The 19645-nt window shown below is 64.9% G+C and carries 16 protein-coding genes; 9 read left to right on the top strand and 7 right to left on the bottom strand.

What is annotated here, in order from left to right:
- Positions 1–239: 239 nt before the first annotated feature.
- On the bottom strand, positions 240–578 hold the full coding sequence (locus tag OXU42_02250) for a tRNA-binding protein (protein ID MDE0028212.1): 339 nt from the start codon (positions 576–578) through the stop codon (positions 240–242).
- A gap of 224 nt (positions 579–802) precedes the next feature.
- Here OXU42_02250 and OXU42_02255 point away from each other — a divergent pair, with 224 nt between their 5' ends.
- Positions 803–3268, top strand: coding sequence for a PAS domain S-box protein (locus tag OXU42_02255; GenBank protein MDE0028213.1), 2466 nt, complete (start codon positions 803–805; stop codon positions 3266–3268).
- A gap of 63 nt (positions 3269–3331) precedes the next feature.
- On the opposite strand, the gene OXU42_02260 is transcribed toward OXU42_02255, so the two are convergent.
- Positions 3332–4708 carry a UbiD family decarboxylase gene (locus OXU42_02260; GenBank protein MDE0028214.1) on the bottom strand — a complete coding sequence of 459 codons (1377 nt, stop codon included), beginning with the start codon at positions 4706–4708 and terminating at the stop codon, positions 3332–3334.
- A gap of 90 nt (positions 4709–4798) precedes the next feature.
- Complete coding sequence (locus OXU42_02265; protein MDE0028215.1) at positions 4799–5119, bottom strand: divalent-cation tolerance protein CutA; 321 nt, start codon at positions 5117–5119, stop codon at positions 4799–4801.
- A 199-nt stretch (positions 5120–5318) separates the two neighbouring features.
- On the opposite strand from OXU42_02265, the gene hisI reads away from it, so the two are divergent.
- Together hisI and hisG are read left to right on the top strand one after the other, a co-directional pair.
- On the top strand, positions 5319–5696 hold the full coding sequence (gene hisI / locus OXU42_02270) for a phosphoribosyl-AMP cyclohydrolase (GenBank protein MDE0028216.1): 378 nt from the start codon (positions 5319–5321) through the stop codon (positions 5694–5696).
- Positions 5693–6583, top strand: a complete 891-nt coding sequence (hisG, locus tag OXU42_02275) for an ATP phosphoribosyltransferase (GenBank protein MDE0028217.1) — start codon at positions 5693–5695, stop codon at positions 6581–6583. Before hisI ends, hisG begins: the two co-directional genes overlap by 4 nt.
- Positions 6584–7241: 658 nt before the next feature.
- Here hisG and OXU42_02280 read toward each other — a convergent pair.
- The 3 genes from OXU42_02280 to OXU42_02290 all read right to left on the bottom strand — a co-directional run bounded on the left by OXU42_02280 (position 7242) and on the right by OXU42_02290 (position 8782).
- Complete coding sequence (locus OXU42_02280; GenBank protein MDE0028218.1) at positions 7242–7784, bottom strand: hypothetical protein; 543 nt, start codon at positions 7782–7784, stop codon at positions 7242–7244.
- Positions 7777–8520, bottom strand: coding sequence for a tetratricopeptide repeat protein (locus OXU42_02285; protein MDE0028219.1), 744 nt, complete (start codon positions 8518–8520; stop codon positions 7777–7779). Before OXU42_02285 ends, OXU42_02280 begins: the two co-directional genes overlap by 8 nt.
- Before the next feature lie 76 nt (positions 8521–8596).
- Entirely contained in the window at positions 8597–8782 is a 186-nt protein-coding gene (locus OXU42_02290; GenBank protein MDE0028220.1) for a hypothetical protein, read from the bottom strand.
- Between the two features lie 137 nt (positions 8783–8919).
- On the opposite strand from OXU42_02290, the gene glmU reads away from it, so the two are divergent.
- On the top strand, positions 8920–10308 hold the full coding sequence (gene glmU, locus OXU42_02295) for a bifunctional UDP-N-acetylglucosamine diphosphorylase/glucosamine-1-phosphate N-acetyltransferase GlmU (protein ID MDE0028221.1): 1389 nt from the start codon (positions 8920–8922) through the stop codon (positions 10306–10308).
- 1 nt (position 10309) lies between these two features.
- A complete protein-coding gene (glmS, locus tag OXU42_02300) occupies positions 10310–12133 on the top strand; it encodes a glutamine--fructose-6-phosphate transaminase (isomerizing) (protein ID MDE0028222.1) in 1824 nt (607 codons plus the stop codon).
- Positions 12134–12151: 18 nt separating this feature from the next.
- Here the strand turns inward: glmS and OXU42_02305 are convergent, their stop codons facing one another.
- On the bottom strand, positions 12152–12730 hold the full coding sequence (locus tag OXU42_02305) for an RlmE family RNA methyltransferase (GenBank protein ID MDE0028223.1): 579 nt from the start codon (positions 12728–12730) through the stop codon (positions 12152–12154).
- A 127-nt stretch (positions 12731–12857) separates the two neighbouring features.
- On the opposite strand from OXU42_02305, the gene OXU42_02310 reads away from it, so the two are divergent.
- The 4 genes from OXU42_02310 to OXU42_02325 all read left to right on the top strand — a co-directional run.
- Entirely contained in the window at positions 12858–14933 is a 2076-nt protein-coding gene (locus OXU42_02310) for a DUF1302 domain-containing protein (GenBank protein ID MDE0028224.1), read from the top strand.
- A gap of 11 nt (positions 14934–14944) precedes the next feature.
- Positions 14945–16306, top strand: a complete 1362-nt coding sequence (locus OXU42_02315; GenBank protein MDE0028225.1) for a DUF1329 domain-containing protein — start codon at positions 14945–14947, stop codon at positions 16304–16306.
- Between the two features lie 245 nt (positions 16307–16551).
- Positions 16552–17556, top strand: coding sequence for a YCF48-related protein (locus OXU42_02320; protein MDE0028226.1), 1005 nt, complete (start codon positions 16552–16554; stop codon positions 17554–17556).
- Positions 17557–17598: 42 nt separating this feature from the next.
- The coding region (locus tag OXU42_02325; protein ID MDE0028227.1) for an MMPL family transporter at positions 17599–19645 on the top strand (2047 nt) is incomplete at its 3' end.

Genomic DNA, 19645 nt, shown 5'->3' on the forward strand with positions numbered 1-19645 from the left:
TGAAGATCACCCAGGACGTCCGCGACTACGCCGCCGGCAAGGGCATCGCCGCCGAGCAGGCGCTGACCGCCGGCATGCAGGAGAAGGCCGAGGAGTTCAAGAAGACTGGGAGCGAGATCTACCGGGCGGTGGACACGGACGAAAAGACGGCGCCTTGAGGAAACGGCGCGTCTGAAGCGTCGGGTCATCCTGCAAGAAAGCCGCCTGCGCCGTATCCGGCGCGGGCGGCTTTTTGCTTTTCAGTACAGCCTGCCGCCGTCGGGCACCGGGCGGTTGGGCTCGATCATCACCACCTCACCGCCGGCGTCTGGGAAGCCCAGCACCAGGATCTCGGACCGGAACGGGCCGATCTGCTTGGGCGGGAAGTTGACCACCGCGGCGACCTGCCGGCCCACCAGCTCTTCCGCGGTGTAGTGGTGGGTGACCTGGGCGGAACTCTTGCGCTCGCCGATCTCGGGACCGAAATCCACGTACAGCTTGTAGGCGGGCTTGCGCGCCTCCGGGAAGGGTTCCACCCGGGTGATGGTGCCAACGCGCACGTCGACCTTCAGGAAATCATCGTAGCTGATGTGGCCCATGATGCTCCTTACCCCGCCCCACCCAACACGGATCCCCGCTTCCTTGAGAAGCGGACCCGGTAGGTCAGCGAGAACAGCAGGACGTGTTAGACAAGACCTTGGCGGCATGATCTACTGCACCGGAATACACCCTATTTCTGCCGCCCAACCGTCCAACAAGGTGGGACACCCAAGGAATACCTCAGACTATCAGCGACAAGGCGCCGGTAGCAAGGGAGAGCATCATGACAGCGGCAAGAGTCCTCATTGTCGAGCACGAGCGGCCCGTGGCCACGCGCCTTGAACAAGAGCTGAAGACCGCGGGATACGCGTGCGCTTCGGTTCCGTCCGGACGGGAAGCCGTGGTGGCGGCGACGGAACGGCCGCCGGACCTGGCCCTGATCGACCTGGAACTGGCAGGAGAACCGGACGGCGTCGAAACGGCCCTGCACTTGAGCGGAACGTTCGACACCCCGGTGCTGTACCTCAACGGCAATGCCGGACAGGCCCTGGAGCGGCGCTCCCTGGACAGCGAGCCGGTCGGTTACGTGCTCAAGACGGCACCGGCGGGACAGCTCCATCTGCACGTGGAAACCGGCCTGCGCCTGCATGCCCGGCAACGACGGCAGCGGCGAGCGTCCGCGGCCATCGAATGCGCCACCGAGGCCATCGTCGTCACGGACAAGGGCGGGGACGTCACGTTCATGAATTCCGCCGCGGAGACCCTCACGGGCTGGTCCCGGCACGATGCCATCGGCCGGTCCCTGAAGGAGATCTTTCACGGGACCGCGGGAGTTCTGCCGGTTCAGTTCGAGACCATGCAGCGCCTCCTCGCGGAAGGCGCCGACACCGCTCGCGTGGGCGGCGACATGATGCTCAGGACCCGGTCCGGGAAAGAGGTGGCGGTCGACTACAATGTCGCGCCGGTCAAGGACCGAAACGGCCGTGCCGAAGGCACGGTGCTGGCGTTCCACAGGATCGACACGGAGCAGTTGGCACAGAGTGTTCGGGAAGAAGCACGCGCGTGGCGCACCCTCATGGAAAGCACCAACGACGGTATCATCGTGATCGACGAGCGCGGGAACCCGGTCATGCGCAACACGAGCACGGAACGTATGCTGGGTCCGTACAGACCGGACGCCGTACCCGAGGACTGGAGCGAGCGTTACGGCGTCTTCAAGCTCGACGGAGTGACCCAATACCCTTCTCTCGATCTGCCGATCGCGCGCACCCTCCGCGGCGAGTCGACGGATGACGAGGAAATGATCCTGCGCAATCCGGCCAAACCGGAAGGCATCTACATCACCACCAGCGCCCGACCGCTTCTGGACGACTCCGGCAAAGTCAAGGGAGGCATGGCCGTGTTCCGCGACATCACGTCCATCAAGCGGTCGGAGGACGACTTGAGGCAGGTGGTAGAGCGGCTGGAGAGCCAGACCCGCCTCATGGAATCCGTTTTCGACAGCATCAGCGACGGGGTGGTGGCCGCCGATTCCCAGGGCAACTACCTCGTTGTCAACACCGCCACGAAACGGCTCGCCGAACTCATATCGCCCTTTGATATCAAGGACCTCATGACAACGGGCCTTGCCGAGTATCCGGCGGTCCTCGGGCTTTATCGTCTTGACAAGGAGACCCCCTTCCCCGCCGATGAGCTTCCGCTTTGGCGCGCCCTGCAGGGCGAGGCGTCGGATGACGTGGAGATATTCGTGCGCAATTCGAGGGTCCCCAACGGGGTTTACTTCAACTCCAGCGGAAGGCCCTTGCAGGACGCGTCCAACTCCGTCAAGGGCGCCGTGGTGGTGTTTCGCGACGTCACCGAGCACATGCGCGCCCATGAAGCGCTGGCCCGCGCGTTCGCCCAGGGGCGGCTGGAGATCGTCGAAACGGTGCTCCACAACATCGGGAACGCCATCAACAGCGTGGCCATCGGCATCGGAACCGTACACGAACAACTGAAGGGGAACCGGTTCATACGCCGCCTTCAGGCGCTGGCCCACACCTTGAAGGCGCACGAGCATGACTGGATCGATTACCTGAGAGACGATCCGAAAGGCCGCCAGGCGATGCCGTTTCTGTTCGCGCTTGCCAACGACTTCGGAGAGATGGAGTCGCAGTTGGTGCAGACCGTCGAACGGGTTCAGGACAGGGTGGCGCACATCACCGACATCGTCCGAACGCAACAAGGCTTCGACAAGGACATGACGGTCCTCAAAGACCTGGACCTGGAAGCAACCATCAACGCCGCGATACAGGTCCTGCAGGACTCCATCCACAAGCGCGGCATCCAGCTTCACGTCAATTGCGTGGGCGCGCCCGCGCAGGTTCGGATCCGTGAAAGCCAATTCCACCAGATGGTGGTCAACCTGGTGAAGAACTCCATCGAAGCCATCGACGAACTCACTCTGTCCGGTTCCTCGAATGAACCGCCGGAAATTCACATTCGGTCGTACGCCGAGGACGAGTTCCTGGTCATCGACGTCATCGACAATGGCGTCGGTATCGACCCGAAGGACCTGAAAGGCATCTTTGATTCGGGATACACCACCAAGAACACGGGCAGTGGGCTGGGGCTTCCATCGGGGGCGAGTTACGTCGCCAGCGTCGGCGGGAGTCTGGAGGCCCTGAGCGACGGCGTCGGAAAAGGAGCGACCCTGCGCGTGAGGCTTGGGTTGTCGTTCATCCAGCCGCAACCATCAGCAGGTCATTGAAGCACGATCGTGCTCTTGGCGCGTCTTGTTTCGCGGGAATGACGTTGGGCGTGACATCTCCCGTCAGACGTACTTGCTCACGTCCACCCGCTTCATGGCCTCCACCGGCACTTCGTTCTTGATGGGAAACTCGCCTTCCAGGGGACGGGTGGCGTCCACCACGGCGACGCTGTCGCCGAGCCAGCCGCGGAAGTTCTGAACCTCGCGGATGACGTCGAGGTCCCGGTCCCAGTGAGTGCGGGTGCCCACGGCCCACAACACGTCGCGCTCGTTGAACACGTCCACGTCGTCGTCCACCACCACGCAGAGCTTGAGGTTGGGCATGTCGGTGAAGGCCTGCATGGCCGCCTTCTTGGGCTCGTTGGGGAACTCTTTCTTGATGGAGATGTAGCAGATCACCCGGCCGCACCCCGAGTGCGGCAGGTGGATGGCCTTGATGCCGGGGATGTTGCGCTTGATGGAGTTGTAGACGCTGCCTTCCTTGGTGATGCCGCCCAGGTTCCAGTGGTCCTTCTGGCCCGCCCAGATGTCCTGCATCACGGCGTTCCTGCGATGCGTGACGGCGGTGACCTCGACGATGGGCACATCCATGGTCACCTGGTAGTAGCGCAGCACCTCGCCGAAGGGGTTCTGGGAGCGGCGCACGTTGGGCGGCACCTCGCCCTCGATGATCATCTCGGCGTCCGCGGGCACCAGAAAGTCCTCGCCCCAGGTCACCGACGGGGTGAGCCGCAGCGGCTCGCGCATGAACGCCGCGGCGCTCTGGTAATCGTCGTTGCCGTAGGGGGTCATGCAGCAGGACGAGAAGTAGAACGCCGGGTGGTGCCCCATCACGATGATCACCGGCGCCCGCTGGTCCTTGGCCTCGTTCTCGCTGACGATGGCTTCCAGGTGGTGGTGCTTGTGCGCCGAGAAGCTCATGGTGCGGGCGTCGTAGTACAGGTTCTTGGTGAAGGTGATGTCGTAGAACGGCGCCGACTCCCCCTTCATGACGCAGGCCATGGTCCAGTAGGGGCCCACGTCGAGGTCATGGTGCATGGGGATGGGATACTTGGCCAGGTCCACGTCGGAACCCTGGACCACCACCTCCCGGCACGGTGCGGCGTCGGGCGCGATGACCTCCGTGTCGCCCTTTTCCTTCTCCAGCCGCGACACCTCCAGGCTCAGCTCCATGTTGGACTCGAGGTCGCCCATGCCCATCCCGTCGGCGCAGAACTGCCGGCTCACCCACGGGTTGTAGAAGAGCGGGAACGGCGAGGGTTTGCCCTCCAGCGTGGTGATGTTCTCGAACAGCACCATCTTCTCCAGCCCCCGGTCGTCCAGGTGCTTCAGGAAGGCGATGGTCTCGCACTTGTTGGGGTCGATGGGGTCCTTCACCCGGATGAGGTCGCCCGGACGGCGCTTTTCCTCGGCGGCGATGAATTCCTGGAGGTCTCTCATGTTCGGTTCTCCCTGGCTGGCAAGTGGCTACGGATACCGGATGCTGCGGATACAGGACACTTAGACAATGCCGTGCCCGAGCGCAAGGTTTCAGGTCTTGGACAGGACGGACCCCATCCACTCCAGGTAGCCTTCGCTACCCTCAACGATGGGGACCGCGATGATTTCCGGGAGATCGTAGCCGTGGAGCTCCTGTACCCGCTCCTTGAGTTGGTCGAAGAGGTCGGCGCGGGTCTTGACGATGAGGAGGTCCTCGGTGTCGCGCTCCACCCGACCCTCCCAGGTGTAGGTAGACTCGACCCCCGGGACGCGGTTGACGCAGGCGGCGAGCTTCTCTCGCACCAGCGTGCCGGCCAATTCTCCCGCATTGTCTCCGGAAGCCGTGATGTAGACGACGAGGAACTCACTCATGTTGCCGCTCCGATTCCCTGCCCGGACAGGTCTCCACGCGTCCGTTTGCGCGCCTCACTCTTGTATGGTTTATTTCGTGTCTGCATAGGCCGCGCTTGTCAATCCAGCCGCCTGCCGGATTCCCGCCAGCGCGGGCTCACAGAGTTCCGGAACCAACGCATTCCCGCAGACAGTTTTTGAGAAAGGGGTACAGACCCGAATGGAGAGCATCGATTTTGCCAAGGGCGGAGGAATCGTCCCGGTGGTGGTGCAGGACCACGAGACCCTCGACGTGCTCATGCTGGCCTACATGAACGAACAGGCTTTCAACCTCACCCGCGAGACCGGCAAGGCCCATTACTACAGCCGCTCCCGGGACAAGCTCTGGCTCAAGGGCGAGGAATCGGGCCACTTCCAGGTGGTCCACGACATCCTGGTGGACTGCGACAACGACACGCTCATCCTCAAGATCGACCAGCAGGGCGGCGGCGCCTGCCACATGGGCTACCGCACCTGCTTCTTCCGCCACGACGCCGGCGAGGACTGGGAGATCTGCGCCGAGAAGGTCTTCGATCCCGAGGAGGTCTACAACAAGTGAAGCAACTCAAGCTGGGGCTTCCCAAGGGGAGCCTGGAGAAGTCCACCATCGAGCTATTCCGCAAGTCGGGATGGAAGATCACCGGCATGGACCGGAGCTACTTCCCTTCCATCGACGACAAGACCCTGAACTGCAGCGTCGTGCGCGCGCAGGAGATGTCCCGCTACGTGGAGGACGGCACCCTGGACGCCGGCATCACCGGCAGGGACTGGATCCAGGAGAACGACTCCCAGGTCGAGTACATCACCGAGCTGATCTACGCCAAGACGAGCTTCCGGCCCACCCGCTGGGTGCTGGCCGTGCCCCACGACTCGCCGGTGCAGAAGATCGAGGACCTCAAGGGCAAGAAGGTGGCCACCGAGATGGTCAACTTCACCCGGCGGCTGTTCGAGTCGCACGACACGCCCGTGGACGTGGAGTTCTCCTGGGGCGCCACCGAGGCCAAGGCCGCCGAGGGCTTGGCGGACGCCATCGTCGAGGTGACCGAAACCGGCGGCACCATCCGCGCCCACGGCCTGCGCATCGTCACCGACCTGCTGGAGTCCGCGCCCCAGCTTATCGCCAACAAGGACGCCTGGCAGGACCCCTGGAAACGCGCCAAGATCGAGCAGATCAGCATGCTGCTCCAGGGCGCCCTGGCCGCCGAGCACAAGGTCGGCATCAAGATGAACGTGATGGAAGACGACCTGGAGAAGATCATCGAGCTGATCCCCAGCGTCACCGCGCCCACCGTCGCGACCCTCTACGACACCCCGGCCCTCAAAGGCAGGAAGTGGTTCTCCATCGAGAGCATCATCGCCGAGGACGTGGTGCGCGAACTCATCCCCGAACTCACCCGCAACGGCGCCGTGGGGATCGTGGAGTATCCGCTGAACAAGGTGATCTGAGGGGCGACTCTGGATGAAGAGGAGATTCGAGTGAAGCGAAAAGATTTCGAACGGCTGGTGGCCAGCGTAAAGCAAGCCGGAGCCATTCGCCGTGGGCGACTCAAACCCGGACGGACGACCGAGGTGTGCCCTGACAACGCAGGTGAACTTCGCCTTAAGGCTGGGAACGAGGGGTTCGGCGACCTGTCTTCAGAAACTCAACCGCACGGGCCGCAGCCGGGTCTGTCAATGGGTCCACCTTCTCAGCGACCCGTACGACCTGTTCCAACTCAGTGACGCGGGCCACTACTGGGACAACACCGGAGCCAGTGTTCACTTCCTCAGTGACTCTCAACTCGGTGACGCTTACGACTTGGCGACTACGGACGTTCGACGTACAAGACCACACCAAAGCCACTACCCAAAGAACAAATCCGGGTATGACGAAGAACAGCCAACCGACGATGCCAACGAGATTCAAGACCACAATGGCCATGGTCTGATTATGGCTTCGATACGCTGCAATGAACGATGGTAGGAAATTCAGTGCGAGTAGCACCACCGACATCATTCCGAGGGTAGCGATTAATCCCTCCATTCCTTCCCTTCTTGGCAGCGCACCGATTCGGCGGAAAATGTTCTGAGTGCTTCGTGCTACGTCCTTGGCAGGAGCACCCCTCTAGAACCCCTCCATCTGCCGGTCTTCCAGCTCTTCCTTGCCCTTGTCGTCGATGGAGTAGACGCCGTCTTCGGTGGAGATGAGCGCGGGGTCGTAGTAGAGCTTGGAGAGTTCGAGGGCGTCCTCGTATTCCACCATGCTGATGGCGTCCCAGGGGCAGATCTTCTTGTCGAGGCGGTCCTCGGAGTCGGTGCCGATGAGCTGGATCTCGCTCTTCTTGGGCTCCTGCTCCTTCTCCAGGAGCTTCTTGTCGGCGTCGTACATGCGGTTGCCGTACTCGAAGTAGACCACGCCGGTGGTCTTGTGCTCGTGGATCTTGGTGAGGTCGTCGCTGTAGCACATCTGGCAGCCGATGCACTTCTCGTTGTCCACCCACACCCGGTAGGGCTTGAGGCCGCCTCCGGGCATCTCCTCGTAGAGGAGGTTGATGCAGTCGTCCACCGGGCAGTGGACCTCACACAGGGGCGACCCGGCGCAACTGGTGCAGTTCTCGTTCATCACGGCCAGGAGGGCCGTGCCCTTGCGTTTTGCAGCTTCAGCCATCGACTTTCACCCTTCTTCTCGCCTTGTACCGGAAGTGGAAGAACAAACCCAAAGCCAGCAACAGGAAAACCCAATAGTAACGTATGATACCCACCGTGGCCCATTCGAGCCAGTAGACGAAATTGCCCGACTGGCGGCTGAGCCGCGCCAGCGCTTCCTGGGCGCCGGAGTAGTCGCGCAACTCCTTGCGCACCCGGGCCAGACCGTAGAGCGCGCCCTCGTCCTCGGGCCGCAGGGCCAGGCTCTTTTCGAAGTCGGCCTGGGCGGCCCGCCAGTTGCCCTGTTCCAGATAGACCCAGCCGCGGTTGCTGGCGGCCTGGGCGAAATCCGCCTTCAATTCCAGGGCCCGCGAGAAGCTCCCGACGGCCCCCTCCAGGTCTCCCTTGCGCTTCAGCGCCACTCCCAGGTTGTTGTGGACCTCGGGGACCTCGGGCTTGAGCGCCGCCACCTTGCGGTACGAGGCAACGGCGGCTTCGACGTCGCCCGCCACTTCCAGATCGAGCCAGCCCAGCAGCGTCAGCGCCTCGGTGTCATCCGGAGCCAGCGCCACGGCCTTCTTCACGAGGGTCAGGGCCGTCTCCGTGTCTCTCAGCCGGAGAGCCGCCAGACCCGCCACCTGCAAGAGTTGCGGCTCTTCCGGGTATTGCTTGAGCAGCTTATCGAACTTCTCCCCGGCGTCCGCGAACTTGCCCGCGGCCAAGTCCTTCCGGCCGTCCCGCCACAGCTCTTCGTCCACCAGAGCGGAGCGTGTCTCTCCGCCAATACCCAGGACGGCAACGGCGATCAGGACCGCCGGCCACCGGACCCGGCCTCTACTTCCACATCTTCTCAGGGATCTCGTCCTCCCGGCCCTCGTCTTTCAGCTTGTCGTTCCTGAGAGCCTGCTTCAGGCCGACCCAGGAGAAGAACAGGACGAGAATCAGCATGCCGACGATGGGAATGTTGTCGGGCTTGGTCACGATCTCCATGAAATAATACCAGCCGGAGTGCTCTTCCATACGAACTCGACCACCTTTAGCGAAGTACGGTAAGAGTTATTGGAAAATCACGTGCTTGTCAATGTACGGGCCGGTTTCGCCGCCACCCCGAACTCTCTGGCGGGAGACCTTCCCTTGGGTTATAGTTTGTCCTGCGTATGCGGGGCCTTGGCGTCATCATCCTGGCCGCGGGCCAGGGCAAGCGGATGCGGTCCGCCGTGCCCAAGGTGCTGCACCCGCTGGGCGGCAGACCGTTGCTGGCCCACGTGCTGGACGCGTGCACGGGGCTCGAGCCCGAGGCGGTACGCGTGGTCGTGGGGCATGGGGACGAACGCATCCGCGAAGCCTTCCCGGCCATGGACCCCGGGGCCTGGGTGCTCCAGCCCGAGCAGTTGGGCACGGGCCATGCAGCCCGGTGCGCCGTCGATGCTCTGGGAGATTTCCGCGGCGACCTCCTGATTCTCAACGGCGACGTGCCTCTGCTGTCGTGCCGGAGCCTTTCCGGCATGCTTGCGGCGCACCGGTCCGGCGGCCACGACCTCACCCTGGGCGTGGCGACGCTGCCGGACCCTTCAGGGTACGGACGCATCCTGCGCGGCCCCGGCGGCGACATTACCGGCGTGGTGGAGGAACGCGACGCCACCGAGGCGCAGCGGGCCATCCCGGAGATCAACGTCGGCCTCTACCTGGCGCCGGCCGATTTCCTCCGCGCCGCCCTGGCCGCCCTCGACAACCGCAACCACCAGGGAGAATACTATCTGCCGGACATCGCCGGCTTCGCCGCCCGGATGGAGGCCCGCATCGGCAGCATGACCGTCGACGATCCGCGTGAATTCCGGGGCGTGAACAACAGAGAGGAGCTCGCCTGGATGGAAAAGGCACTGCAAGCGGACATCAACCGCAAGTGGATGGAGCGTGGGGTGACCCTCAAGGACCCCGACAGCACCTACATCGACGCCGAGGCGGTCATCGGCGAGGACACGGTCATCGGGCCCAACAGCCACCTGCTGGGCCGCACGGTGGTAGGCGCCGGCTGCCGCATCGACGGCAGCGCCTACCTCACCGACGTGCGTCTGGCGGACGCGGTGCACCTGCGCTTCTCGGTGGTGCTGGACGACTGCGACGTCGAGGAGGGAGTGAGCATTGGCCCGTTCGCGCACCTGCGCCCCGGCACCGTGCTCAAGCGCGACGTCCACATCGGCAACTTCGTGGAGGTGAAGAACTCGTCGGTGGGAGAAGGCACCAAGGCCAGCCACCTGAGCTACATCGGCGACACCGACCTCGGACGCGAATCAAACATCGGCGCCGGCACCATCACCTGCAACTACGACGGCTTCGCCAAGCACCGCACCACCATCGGCGACCGCGTACAGGTGGGCAGCGACACCCAGCTCGTGGCGCCGGTGGCGGTGGGCGACGACGCCTACATCGGCGCCGGCTCCACCATCACCAAGGACGTGCCCGCCGGCGCCCTGGCAGTGAGCCGCACGCCCCAGCAGCACATGGAGGGGTGGGTGGCCGGGTTCCGCGCGAGGAAGGGCAAGTAGGGTGTGTGGCATCGTAGGATATATCGGCGGGCGCGACGCCGCGCCGGTGCTCATCGACAGCCTGAGGAAGCTGGAATACCGGGGCTACGACTCGGCCGGCATCGCCGTGTTGAACGGCGACGGAATCGAGCTGCGTCGCGCGGAAGGCAAGCTCGCCCGGCTCGAGGCGCTTCTCGCCAGTGCCCCCATCGACGGCCATGCCGGCATCGGCCACACCCGCTGGGCTACCCACGGCGGCCCGTCCGAGGCCAACGCCCACCCGCACCGGGCCGGCGACACGGTGGTGGTGCACAACGGCATCATCGAGAACTACCTGGACCTCAAGCAGGCCCTTCTCGGGCGCGGGGCGGAGCTGACCTCGGATACCGACACCGAGCTTGTCGCCCACTTGGTCGAGGAAAAGACCGCACGCGGCATGGACCTGCTCGACGCGGTCCGCGAAACCATCCACGAAATCCACGGCTCCTACGCCCTGGTGTTTCTGAGCCAGCGCGAGCCTCAACGGCTCATCGTTGCCAAGAACGCCTCGCCCATCGTCGTGGGCGCGGGCGACGGCGAGACCTTCATTACCTCGGACATTCCGGCGCTGCTGGAATACACCCGGGACGTGGCCTTCCTGGAAGACGGCGAGATCGCCGAGGTCCAGGCCGACGGGTTCCGCATCCTTGACTCGGAGCGGCGTGCGGTCGCCCGCCCCACCAAGCGGATCACTTGGGACGCCGTGGCCGCGCAGAAGGGCGGCTACCGCCACTTCATGCTGAAGGAGATCCACGAGCAGCCCCAGGCCGTCACCGACACCCTGCGCGGGCGCATCGCCCTGGAGTCCGGCGCGGTCGACGTGGCCGAGCTGAACCTCACCGAGGACCAGTTGGCGCGCACGCGCAAGATCCACCTCGTGGGCTGCGGCACCGCGTGGCACGCGGCATTGGTGGGCAAGTTCCTGATCGAGGAGCTGGCGCGAATCCCGGCCGAGGTGGACTACGGCTCGGAGTTTCGCCACCGCACTCCGCTCCTGGGAGCGGATTCGCTGCTCGTGCCGGTGAGCCAGTCCGGGGAGACCGCCGACACGGTGGCGGCCCTGGAGGTGGGCCGGCGGCAGGGCGCTTGCACCGTGTCCGTCTGCAACGTGGTGGACTCGTCCCTGGCGCGGAAGTCCGACGGCGTCTTCTACACCCACGCCGGCCCGGAAATCAGCGTGGCCAGCACCAAGGCCTTCACCACCCAACTCGCCGCGCTGTACCTGCTGGCCGTCCGCCTGGGCCGCCTCAACGGGCAGATCCCGCCCGGCGCGGCGACGAAGCTCCTGGAAGACGCCATGCGGCTGCCCGGCTGGATCGAGGCGGCGCTCAAGCTGGAGGATTCCATCCACGCGCTGGCCCACGGGCTGAGCCACGCCGACAACGTCCTCTACCTGGGCCGGGGCATCAACTACCCCATCGCCCTGGAAGGCGCCCTCAAGCTGAAGGAAATCTCCTACATCCACGCCGAGGGATATCCCGCGGGGGAGATGAAGCACGGACCCATCGCCCTCATCGACGAGGACATGCCCGTGGTGATGCTCCTGCCCCGGGACCACTACTACCCGAAGACGCTGGGGAACCTGAAGGAAGTGGAAGCACGGGGCGGCAAACTCATCACCGTCACCGACGAACCCGACGAGACCCTGAAGCCGGAGTCCACGCTCGTGGTCCCCAAGGTGCCCTACCACCTGGCCCCGGTGGTGCTGACCATCCCCATGCAGCTCCTCGCCTACCACATCGCGGTACACCGCGGCACCGACGTGGACCAGCCGCGGAACCTCGCCAAGAGCGTGACCGTGGAATAGGACCGTGGCTGACGGAAACTAACGGCCGGCCTTGAAGCCCTTGGCTACCACGTAGATCTCCGACGAACCCTTGCGCGTGGCCGCGGACCGAACCCGCTGCACGGTCTGAAAACAGCCCGACATCTCCTTCAGAAGGGCCTCCGCATCCACTCCGGAGAAGGTCTTGAACAGGAACGAGCCGCGCGGTTTCAGGATAGCGCAGGCAATGTCGAAGGCCCCGCGGGTGAGCTCCAGGGCGCGTTGATGATCAGCGTCGCGGATGCCGGACAGACGCGGCGCCATGTCCGAGAGGACACAATCCGCGGCCCCGTCCGCCGCGACGCGAATGCGCTCCGCCGCATCGTCCGCCAGCACGTCCAACTCGAACGCCTGCACGTGTCCTCCGGAAAGGGGCTGTATGGCTTGCAAGTCGAAGCCGAGCACTCGCCCCCGCGGCCCGGCAAGCTCGGCCGCCACCTGAAGCCATCCGCCCGGCGCCGCGCCCAGATCCACCACCACGTAGCCCGCCCGGATGACGCGGAACCGTTGATTGATCTCCAACAGCTTGTAGGCCGCGCGCGAGCGGTAACCCTCGCGTTTCGCCTTGTGGAAAAACACGTCTTGAGGTCGATAGGACAATCTTCAGCCTTTGTATTCTCTTTCTTGTCCGAACAATATCAAAACTGTTTCACAGGGTGAAATTCCCGGCTTGACAGGCCATACCCCATAGTGATAATCGCCACGCATGATGTGGAAACTGGTGGGTAGTTATATAGCACGTTCGGTGTCGGTGCTTGCCTTCTGTTCCCTCTTGTTGCCAGGACAAGCCGGGGCCATAGACCTGAGTTCGGGCGAGGTCGAGGCAAGCCTAGACACGACCCTCTCCTACGGCGTGACGTTTCGCGTTGCAGAGCGCGATGAGGTGCAGATTACCAAGACCAACGACAACGACGGCAATCTCAACTACGATCGCGGCGTCGTCAGCAACGCCTTCAAGTTTACCAGCGAACTCGACATCGGCTACCAGAACTTGGGGCTGTTCGTTCGCGCCAGCGGACTCTACGACATCGAGAACGAAAACGGCACGCGGGCCCGCACGCCGCTGTCGGACGAGGCGAAGGCCCTGATCGGGACAGACCTCGACGTGCTCGATGCCTACGTGACCGGAGCGTTCGACCTCGGTGACGCCACGCTGGACGTTCGGCTCGGCAACCATGTCCTCAACTGGGGTGAGAGCACATTCATCCAGAACGGCGTCAACGCCGTCAACCCCTTTGACGTGAGCAAGCTCAGGGTTCCGGGTTCCGAATTGCGCGAGGCATTGCTGGCGGTCCCGCTGGTTTCGGCGTCCGTGGCGGGGAACCTCAACCTTACGATGGAAGGTTTCTACCAGATCGGCTGGGAAAAGACCGAGATCGACCCAGTGGGCAGCTTCTTCTCGGTCACCGACTACGTCGGTCCGGGCGCGAGCAATGCGGTGATCGCCCTGCCGGGATTGAACCTGGGCGACATGGGGCTGACCGCCGATCCTGCCACGAATCCCTTCCTGGTCTTCTCGCGGACCTCCGTCGCCAGCGCTTTTGCCCCCCTCATCACGGCAGATCGCGACTTCCTGATAGCGAGCCGCGACCTGCCGGACCGCGACCCCCGCGACTCGGGTCAGTGGGGAGCCGCGTTCCGCTATCTCGCCGAGGGATTGAACAACACCGAGTTCGGCTTCTATTTCATGAACTACCACAGCCGCCTGCCCGTCGTCAGCGCGCGAACCGGGACCGCGCAAGACGCGGGGAGAGGCTTGGCCGCGGCGGGGGCTATCGGGGCCGCTGCCCCGACGGCGGTGGGAGAGATCGTGACCGGCGCGGTCATGCAGGCCATGGCCGCGGCACAGTGTCCTTCTCCAGCTCACAGCCCGGAATGCGGGGCACTCGCACAAAGAGTTCAAGCGGAGACGACGGCCTTGGCTACAGGCCTCGCCGGAGGCGCTGCTCAAGCCGCCGGTATCGACGCCTACGCCAAGAACGGGTACTACTTCATCGAATATCCCGAGGACATCCAGCTCTACGGCGTCAGCTTCAACACAACGCTCGGGACGACGGGCTGGGCGCTGCAAGGAGAGTACTCCTATCGCCGTGACGCACCGCTGCAGTTCGCGGAACGCAAGATATTCGCCGATGCCCTAGGACCGTTCACCGGGTTGCCGGGATGTATCGTACGGAAGGTGCAGAGCGGTGTCCCGCAGGCTCTGGCAGGTCCCCAGTGCATCGGCGAGAACGCCGCAGCCGGCCGGTACGGCGCGGAGAACGCGGGCTACGTCCTGAGCGACGTGAGCCAAGTCCAGGCCACCGCCACCAAGGTGTTCGGTCCGGTCATGGGAGCTGACGGCGGGGCATTCGTCACCGAAGTGGCGATGATGCAAGTGCACGACATGCCAAGCGGTAAGGGTGTGGCTGCCGAGGACCTGACCCCGGCCGACCGGCCCCTGGAGAGTCCCGCCGGCTCGGTCGGGGAAGGCCCCAGCTATGACCCCAACGACGCCGACGCCACCTCCTGGGGTTACCGGCTGGCGGCTCGGCTGGACTACAACCAAGCGATCGGAGCGGTGAACCTCTTCCCGTACCTTCGGTTCGGGCACGACGTCGGCGGCAACAGCCCCGCACCCAGCGGCTCGTTCGTGGAGGGCCGGACCGCGCTCACTCTAGGCCTTGCCGCCGACTACCTCAGCCGCTGGCAGTTCGATGTCAGCTACACCCAGTATGCCGGCAGCCGCAACTCGTTGAGGGACCGCGATTTCGTCACCGCCACGGTCAAATACTCCTTCTAGGCGCCATGAACATGAAAGCACTCACGATTCGAATGGGAACCGCGCTCGTCCTGGCGTGCGCGCTTGTCTCTCCCGTGTCCGCGGAGCTTTCCGCGGACGACATCGCACGCCTCGGCAAGGACCTGACCCCCCTGGGGGGAGAGCGCGCCGGCAACGCCGACGGCACCATCCCCGAGTGGACCGGGGGCATCACCAAGCCCCCGGCGGGATACCAGCTCGGCGACCACCATCCGGATCCGTACGCGGGCGACAAGCCGCTCTTCGTCATCGACCAGTCCAACCTGGACCAGCACCGGGACAAGCTCTCCACGGGGCACCAGCGTCTCCTGGAACTCTACCCGACGTTCAAGTTGAACGTGTACCCGACCCGGCGCAGCGCCTCGGCGCCGCAGCGCGTCTACGACGCCACCCGGAAGATCGCCGCGGCCACGAAGCTGGTGGACGACGGCAACGGGGTCGACGGCGCGGTCATCGGCATTCCCTTCCCCATCCCCAAGGACGGTCAGGAGATCATCTGGAACCATCTCCTGCGCTATCGCGGCGAGACGGTGTCGTGCACGCTGGGCCAGGCGGCGGTCACCCGCGGCGGCAGCTACACGCTGGTCAAGTACGCCGTCGACGTGAACGTGCGCTACTCGCTGCCGGGCATGACCGTCGAGAGGCTCGGCAACACCATGATCCTGTTCAAGCAGCGGGTGACCGCGCCCGCGCGACTGGCGGGAGACATCGTCCTGGTGCACGAGACCATGAACCAAGCGCGGGAGCCGCGCAGCGCCTGGACCTACAACCCGGGTCAGCGCCGCGTGCGGCGCGCGCCCAACATCGCCTACGACAACCCGGGCACCACCTCGGACGGGCTGCGCACCGCGGACCAGTTCGACATGTTCAACGGCGCCATTGACCGCTACGACTGGAAGCTCGTGGGCAAGCGCGAGATGTACGTGCCCTACAACGCCTACCGGGTGCACAGCGACAAGCTCTCCTTCGGCGACATCATCCGGCCGTTGCATGTGAACCCGGAGCATCTGCGCTACGAACTGCACCGGGTGTGGATCGTCGACGCAACCCTCAAGGAGGGTGCCAGCCACATCTACAAGCGCCGGACCTTCTACATCGACGAGGACTCCTGGCAGATCCTGCTGGCGGACATCTACGACAACCGCGACCAGCTCTGGCGCGTGTCCGAGGGCCACGTCATCAACTTTTACGAGAAGCCCCTGATCTGGCCGACCCTGGAGATCCACCACGATCTGCAGGCCGGCCGCTACCTCGCCCTCGGCCTCGACAACGAGTTCCCCATGTGCACGTACGACATCACGTTCAAGGACAGGGACTTCAAGCCGTCATCCCTGCGCCGCGCGGGAAGGCGGTGAGACTGGGCGGTAGGGGACCTCGCAGACCATACGGACACGTCCTTCCCGCAACGCAGGCTGTGTCGAGACTTGTGAGGCAACGGCCCCCCGAAACGTCATTCCCGCGAAAGCGGGAATCCAGGTGGGGTGAGGCGGGGAACACGCATTTTTGCCCCTCCCCACCCCTGGATTCCCGCTTTCGCGGGAATGACGTTTCGGGGGGCCGTGCCCCTGTGTTCCGGGCGGTGCCTCTGCGTTCCGAGATCATGAAAGAAATTTGCCGGCGCCTGTCCCTGCTCCGTTCACGCTTACATCCTCTTGGTTGTACCTCGGCGGCCCTGCTGACAGCCCTGGTGCTGTCTCTGCCCGCCCATGCCTCGGGAGAGGCCAAACCGGCCGTCCAGGCGCCGCTGGCCGCGACCACTCTCCTGCTGGACGCGGCCACGGCCGGTGATCGCGTCATCGCGGTGGGCCAGCGCGGCCACATCCTGATATCCGACGACGGCGCGAACTGGAAACAGGCGCAGGTGCCCGTCCGCGCCCTGCTCACCGCGGTGCACATGCACGACGCCACCACAGGCTGGGCCGTGGGACACGATGCCGTCATTCTCCGCACCGGCGACGCCGGCGACACATGGCGGTTGCTGCACCGCGCGCCCGAAGAGGAGCGTCCCCTGCTGGACGTGTGGTTCCGGGACAAGGAGACGGGCTTCGCCGTGGGGGCCTACGGCTATTTCCTGGCCACGCGCGACGGGGGCGCCACCTGGACCTCCCGCGCCATCAGCCAGGACGACTTCCACCTGAACGAGATCGTGCCCGCCGGAGCGGAACGCCTGTTGATCGCCGCGGAGGCCGGAGTTGTGTACCGGTCCGACGACGGCGGCGGCACGTGGCGCGAACTGTCCTCGCCCTACACCGGATCATGGTACGGCGCCCTGGTGCTGGATGCCGACCGCTTCATGCTGCTGGGGCTCCGCGGACATCTCTTCCGCTCCGAGGACGCCGGAGAGAGCTGGACTCGGGTGGCCACCCACACCACCGCGACCCTCACGGACGCTGTCCGCCTGCCGTCCGGCATGGTGCTTCTCACCGGACTCGAGGGAATTCTCCTGACCAGCCGCGACGACGGCGTCAGCGTTTCGACCACGCGCCTCCCGTCGCGCCAAGGCATCACGTCCGCGCTGGCGCTTCCCGACGGCTCCACGCTGCTAACCGGAGAGTTCGGCGTGCGGCGCCTGCCCAGCCTGGAATCGATCCCCAAGCCCGAATAACCGCCCATGCCGGATGTCTCCCAAACCTCCGCACCAAACCCGTTGACCGCCTTCCTCGAGCGCTGTCTGTTCACCCGGCGCGGAATCGTCATCGCCGTCTTCGCGCTCGTCACCCTCGCCATGGGCTGGTTCGCGGCTCAGTTGCGCGTGGATGCCGGGTTCTTCAAGCTCGTGCCTCTCAAGCACGAGTACATGCAGACCTTCCTCAAGCACCAGGATCAGTTCGGCAGCGCCGACCAAGTGGTGATCGCCATCACGGCTCAAGAGGGGGACATGTTCACCCCCGAATTCTTCGCCGTGCTGAAGCAGGTCACCGACGCGATGTTCTTCCTTCCCGGCATCGACCGCACCCAAGTCTTTTCCATTCTCACGCCCAACGTTCGCTACATCGAGGTGGTGGAGGACGGGGTCATCGCGGGCAACGTGCTGCCCGCGAGCTTCAAGCCCACGGAGGCCGGTCTGGCCCGGGTGCGCGAGAACGCCATCAAGGCCGGCGTTGTCGGCAGGCTGGTGGCCAACGACTTCACCGGGGCCATCGTCAGCGGCCGGCTGCAGGAGTTCGACCCCAACACCGGCAAGCGGCTCGACTACCTCGATGTTGCGCGCCAGCTCGAAGAGATCCGCGCCAAGGCGCAGGCAAGCGCTCCCGTCCACGTGCATATCATCGGCTTCGCCAAGCTCGTGGGGGACATTGCCGCGGGCGCCGCCCGGGTTATCGCGTTCTTCGGCATTACCTTCCTGATCACCGCGCTGTTCGTGTACCTCTACACCCGCTCGGTGCGGCTGACCATCCCGCCGCTGGTGTGCTCGCTGGTGGCGGTAGTGTGGCAGCTCGGCACGGTCACCGCCCTGGGGTTCGGCATCGATCCCATGTCCATCCTCGTACCCTTCCTGGTGTTCGCGGTGGGGGTCAGCCACGGGGTGCAGATGGTGAGTGCGGTGCGCGCCGAGGTAGTAGCGGGCACCGCCGGTGTGGACGCCGCGCGCGCGAGCTTCCGGCGCCTGCTGCTGCCGGGAGCGGTGGCGCTCGCGTCGGACTCGGTGGGCTTCATCACCATCTCGTTTATCGAGGTCCAGGTCATCCGGGAGACGGCCATCACGGCGAGCCTCGGCATCGTGGCCATCATCCTGACCAACTTGGCGCTGCTGCCGGTGTTGCTGTCGTACTTCCGCATGAACGACGCCGAGCGGCAGGCGGCGGCCAAGCGCGACAGCGTCCTGCGGCCGTTGTGGTCCCGAGTGGCGCGTCTGGCGCGCCGCGGTCCCGCGGCGGTGACGGTGGGACTGGCCGCGGTGCTCGTGGCCGTGGGGGCCTTCTACGCGGTCCAGGTCAAGGTGGGCGACAGCCACCAGGGCGTGCCGGAGCTGCGGGCGGAGTCGGTGTACAACCGCGACATCGCGGTCATCACCGAGCGCTTCAAGATCGGCGTCGACGTGCTCACGGTGTTCGCGGAGACGGTGCCCGACGGCTGCATCGACTACGACGTGCTCACCACGCTGGACGAGTTCACCTGGCACGTACGCAACGTGGAGGGCGTCCAGTCGGTGGTGAGCCTGGCCAGCGTCGCCCGCGGCATCAACGCCGGCTGGAACGAGGGCAATCTCAAGTGGCGCACGCTGCCGCGGAACCGCCACAGTCTGGTGCAATCGGTTTCGCCGGTGCCCACCAGCAGCGGACTCATCAACAACGACTGCAGCGTGCTGCCCACGCGCATCTACACCACCGACCACAAGGCCGAGACCATCCAGCGGGTCGTCGACGCCACCAAGGACTTCCAGCGTGAGAACACCGTGGAGCGCATCCGCTTCCGGCTCGCGGGCGGCAACGTGGGCGTCATGGCCGCCACCAACGAGGAGGTGGACGCGTCGCAGTTCCCGATCCTGGGCTACGTCTTCGCCGGGGTCATCCTGCTGTGCCTGCTCTCGTTCCGCTCGGTGGCGGCCACGGTGTGCATCATCGTGCCGCTGGCCGCGGTGTCGCTCCTGGCCTACGGGCTCATGGCGATCCTGGAGATCGGCCTCAAGATCTCGACGCTGCCGGTGGTGGCCCTGGGGGTGGGGATCGGCGTGGACTACGCCATCTACATCT

It is taken from the genome of Deltaproteobacteria bacterium, from assembly GCA_028818775.1.
Lineage (GTDB): Bacteria > Desulfobacterota > Binatia > UBA9968 > JAJDTQ01 > JAJDTQ01.